The organism is Streptomyces sp. NRRL S-87, from assembly GCF_000719335.1.
GTDB lineage: Bacteria > Actinomycetota > Actinomycetes > Streptomycetales > Streptomycetaceae > Streptomyces.
This window is the reverse complement of sequence record NZ_JOGB01000134.1, coordinates 1-4,027: the sequence shown is the minus strand read 5'-3', so window position 1 is coordinate 4,027 and position 4,027 is coordinate 1. Positions and strand designations below refer to the sequence as shown.

At 74.0% G+C, this 4,027-nt stretch carries 1 pseudogene; it reads right to left on the bottom strand.

What is annotated here, in order from left to right:
- Nucleotides 1-4,027 (bottom strand): annotated as a pseudogene (locus tag IF43_RS40205) (beta-ketoacyl synthase N-terminal-like domain-containing protein); the annotation flags it as partial.

Genomic DNA, 4,027 nt, shown 5'->3' with positions numbered 1-4,027 from the left:
CGCAGCACCCGGAGCATCCAGGCCCCGACGGCTGGTCAGCACCAACCGCGCGACACCCGCACCCGCCAGCCACCGCGCCACACGGCCACCCAGCGCACCGGTGCCACCGGTCACCAGAACCGTCCCGGACGGCGTCCAGGATGCGGAGCCCTCCGCACGGGCAGCCCGGACGAGCCTGCGTCCGAACACCCCTGACGACCGGACCGCGACCTGGTCCTCACCCGCCGCACCACCGGCCAGCACACCGACCAGCCGACCCATCGCCCGCTCGTCCCACACCTCAGGCAGATCGACCAGACCACCCCACCGCTCCGGCACCTCCAGCGCAGCCACACGACCCAGACCCCACGTCTGCGCCTGAACCGCAGACACCAGCCGGTCCGAACGACCCACCGACACCGCACCCCGGGTCAGGCACCACACCGGCGCCTCCACCCCGACATCACCCAACGCCTGCACAAGAGCAGCCGTGGCGACCACACCAGCGGACCCCGACTCGTCCAGGGCCAGGAGCGACACCACACCCGCGACACCCTCGACGTCGTACTCGGCCAGCAGACCCGCCAGCACGCCACGACCGACACCGTCCGCCCCGACCACGACCCGACGGACCTGTGCACCACGCCCCGCCAGCGCCGCGGTGACGGACTCCACGTAGGTGTCGTCGGCGAGCACCTCGGGAACGACGGCGAGCCACTCCCCCGCGGGCAGCTCCGGAGCCATGACGGCCGTCAGCGGCTTCCACTGCACCCGGTAGCGCCAGGCGTCGGCCTGCGCCTGCTCCCGGTTCTGCCGGTGCCAGGCCGCCAGGGCGGGGACGAACTCGCCTGGAAGGCGTACGTCGGCAAAGGCGATCCCGGCCTCGCCGCCCGTCAGGCATTCCTGAGCCAGCGCCGACAGCACGGCGTCCGGCCCGATCTCGACGTACGTCGTCACGCCGGCGGCCCCCAGCGCGCGGACGCCGTCCAGGAAGCGCACGCCCTCACGGACGTGCCGCACCCAGAAGTCGGCGCAGCCCATCTCGTCGGTGACCGCGGCACCGGTCAGGTTGGAGACCACCGGGATCTCCGGGGCCGCGAACGACAGCCCTTCCACCACCTGACGGAAATCGTCCAACATCCCGTCCATGAGCGGCGAATGGAAGGCGTGACTCACCGTCAGCCGCTTCGTCCTACCGACCACGCGCAGCGACCAGCACGCACGCGTCGTCCAGGGACAGCACCCCGGCCACGTGCGCGGCGGCGATCTCACCGACCGAATGACCGGCCACGAAGTCCGGCCGTATCCCGTACGACTCCAGCAGGCGGAACAGGGCCACCTCGACGGCGAAGAGCGCGGGCTGGGTGTACTCCGTCCGGTCCAGCACAGCGGCGTCCGAGCCGAACAGGACGTCCTTCAGCGGGAGTTCGAGGTGGGCGTCCATACGGGCGCAGACGGCGTCCAGCTCATCCGCGAACACGGTGTGGAGGTCGTACAGCTCACGCCCCATGCCCAGCCGCTGGCTGCCCTGTCCCGTGAACAGGAAGGCCAGCCCGCCCTCCGAGACGGTTCCCCGCACCAGACCGGGCAGTTCCGCACCGGCGGCGAGGCCGCGCAGGCCGGCGATGACCGCCTCGCGGTCCCCGGTGTCCGCGACCAGGACGGCACGCGACTCGAACGCCGAGCGGCCGGCCGCGAGGGAGTAGGCGGTGTCGGCGATGGCGACGTGCAGGTTGCGGGTCATCCACGCCACGAGCTGCTCGGCCTGGGCGCGCAGTCCCGCCGCGCCCTTGCCGGAGACGACGAACGGCACCACGGGCGCGGAGTCGGTGGCCCGGGTCCCGGGCGCGGTGCCGTCCGCGTCGTCGGCCGGCGCCTCCTCGATGATCGTGTGGGCGTTCGTGCCGCTCAGGCCGAACGACGACACGCCGGCGCGGCGCGGGCGGGTGCTCCGCGGCCACTCGACGGCCTCCGTCAGCAGCTCCACCTCGCCGGCGGACCAGTCGACGTGCGGGGTGGGCTCGTCCACGTGCAGGGTCCGCGGCAGCAGCCCGTGCTGCATGGCGAGGACCATCTTGATGACGCCGGCGACACCGGCCGCCGCCTGGGTGTGCCCGATGTTCGACTTCAGCGAACCCAGCAGCAGCGGCCGGCCCCCGACCCGCTCCTGGCCGTACGTCGCCAGCAGGGCCTGCGCCTCGATCGGGTCGCCCAGCCGCGTGCCCGTGCCGTGCGCCTCCACCGCATCCACGTCGGCGGCATCGAGGCCCGCGCTCGCCAGCGCCTGACGGATCACGCGCTGCTGCGACGGACCGTTGGGTGCCGTCAGGCCGTTGCTCGCGCCGTCCTGGTTGATCGCCGAGCCGCGCACCACGGCCAGCACCGGGTGGCCGTTGCGGCGGGCGTCGGAGAGCCGCTCGACGAGCAGCATGCCGACGCCCTCGCCCCAGCCCGTACCGTCGGCGGCCGCGGCGAACGCCTTGATCCGGCCGTCCTCCGCCAGCCCCCGCTGGCGGCTGAAGTCGATGAAGGCGTCGGGTGTCGACATCACGGTCACGCCGCCGGCCAGGGCCAGGGTGCACTCGCCCTGGCGCAGCGCCTGCACGGCCAGGTGCAGGGCGACGAGCGACGAGGAGCAGGCGGTGTCGACGGTGATCGCGGGGCCTTCGAGGCCGAAGACGTACGACAGGCGGCCGGAGACGACGCTCGCCGCGTTGCCGGTGCCGACGTGGCCCTCGAGGCCGTCGGCGTCCCCGGCGACGAGGGAGAGGTAGTCCTGGCCGTTGGTGCCGACGAACACGCCGGCGCGGCTGCCCTTGAGCACGGCCGGGTCGATGCCGGCGCGCTCGAAGGCCTCCCAGGAGGTCTCCAGCAGCAGGCGCTGCTGCGGGTCCATGGCGAGGGCCTCGCGGGGCGAGATGCCGAAGAAGTCCGCGTCGAAGTCGGCGGCGTCGTAGAGGAAGCCGCCTTCCCGCGTGTACGAGGTCCCGGGCCGGTCCGGGTCGGCGCTGTAGAGGCCGTCCAGGTCCCAGCCGCGGTCGGCGGGGAACGGGGAGACCGCGTCCGCGCCCTGGGCGAGCAGGCCCCAGAGGTCTTCCGGGGTCCGGACGCCGCCGGGGAAGCGGCAGCTCATCGCCACGATGGCGATCGGGTCCTCGTCGGTGGCGGCCGGCTGGGCGGTGTCCGCGGACCGGTCGCCGCCGGCCAGTTCCCCGCGCAGGTACGCGGCGAGGGCGGCCGAGGTCGGGTAGTCGTAGACGAGGGTGGCGGGCAGCCGCAGCGCGGTGGCGGCGCCGAGGCGGTTGCGCAGGTCGACGGCGGCCAGCGAGTCGAAGCCGAGTTCCTTGAAGGCGCGTTCGGCGCCGACCGCGTCGGCGCTGCCGTGGCCGAGGACGGCCGCTACGTGCGTACGGACGAGGCCCAGCAGCTCACGGTCCTGCTCGGCCCGGGGCAGCCCGGCCAGCCTCGCGAAGGCGGCACCTGCGACGTCGGCACCCGTCACGACGGTGCCGTGGCCGGCGGGCACGGGCTCGACCGCCTTCGCGCCGGTGACGAACTGGGCGACCGACGGGTTGGGGCGGACGGCCGCCACGACCGACGCGTAGCGGTCCCAGGCGATGTCGGCGACGGTCAGCGCGGTCTCGCCGGCGCCGACGGCCTGCGCCAGCGCGGCGACGGCCGCGTCGGGGGCCATGGGAGGCACGCCCTCGCGGCGCATCCTGGCGTCCATCGCCTCGTCGGCGGCCATGCCGCTCCCGGCCCACGGACGTGGAGGTTGCGCGCCGAGTCGGCCTTGGCCCGCAGTACGTTCTCGAATCGGTCGGGAGTCAGGGCGTCCAGGACACCGTCGTCCAGCACACCCGCGGTGTGAACCACCGCCGTCAGGCCCCCCGCCTCGGCGGACAGCAACTCCCGCAGCGCGTCCCGGTCGGCGGCGTCACACGCCACCACCGACACCTCCACACCCGACCCCGCAAGCTCCGCGACCAGTTCCGCAGCACCCGGAGCATCCAGGCCCCGACGGCTGGTCAGCACCAACCGCGCGACA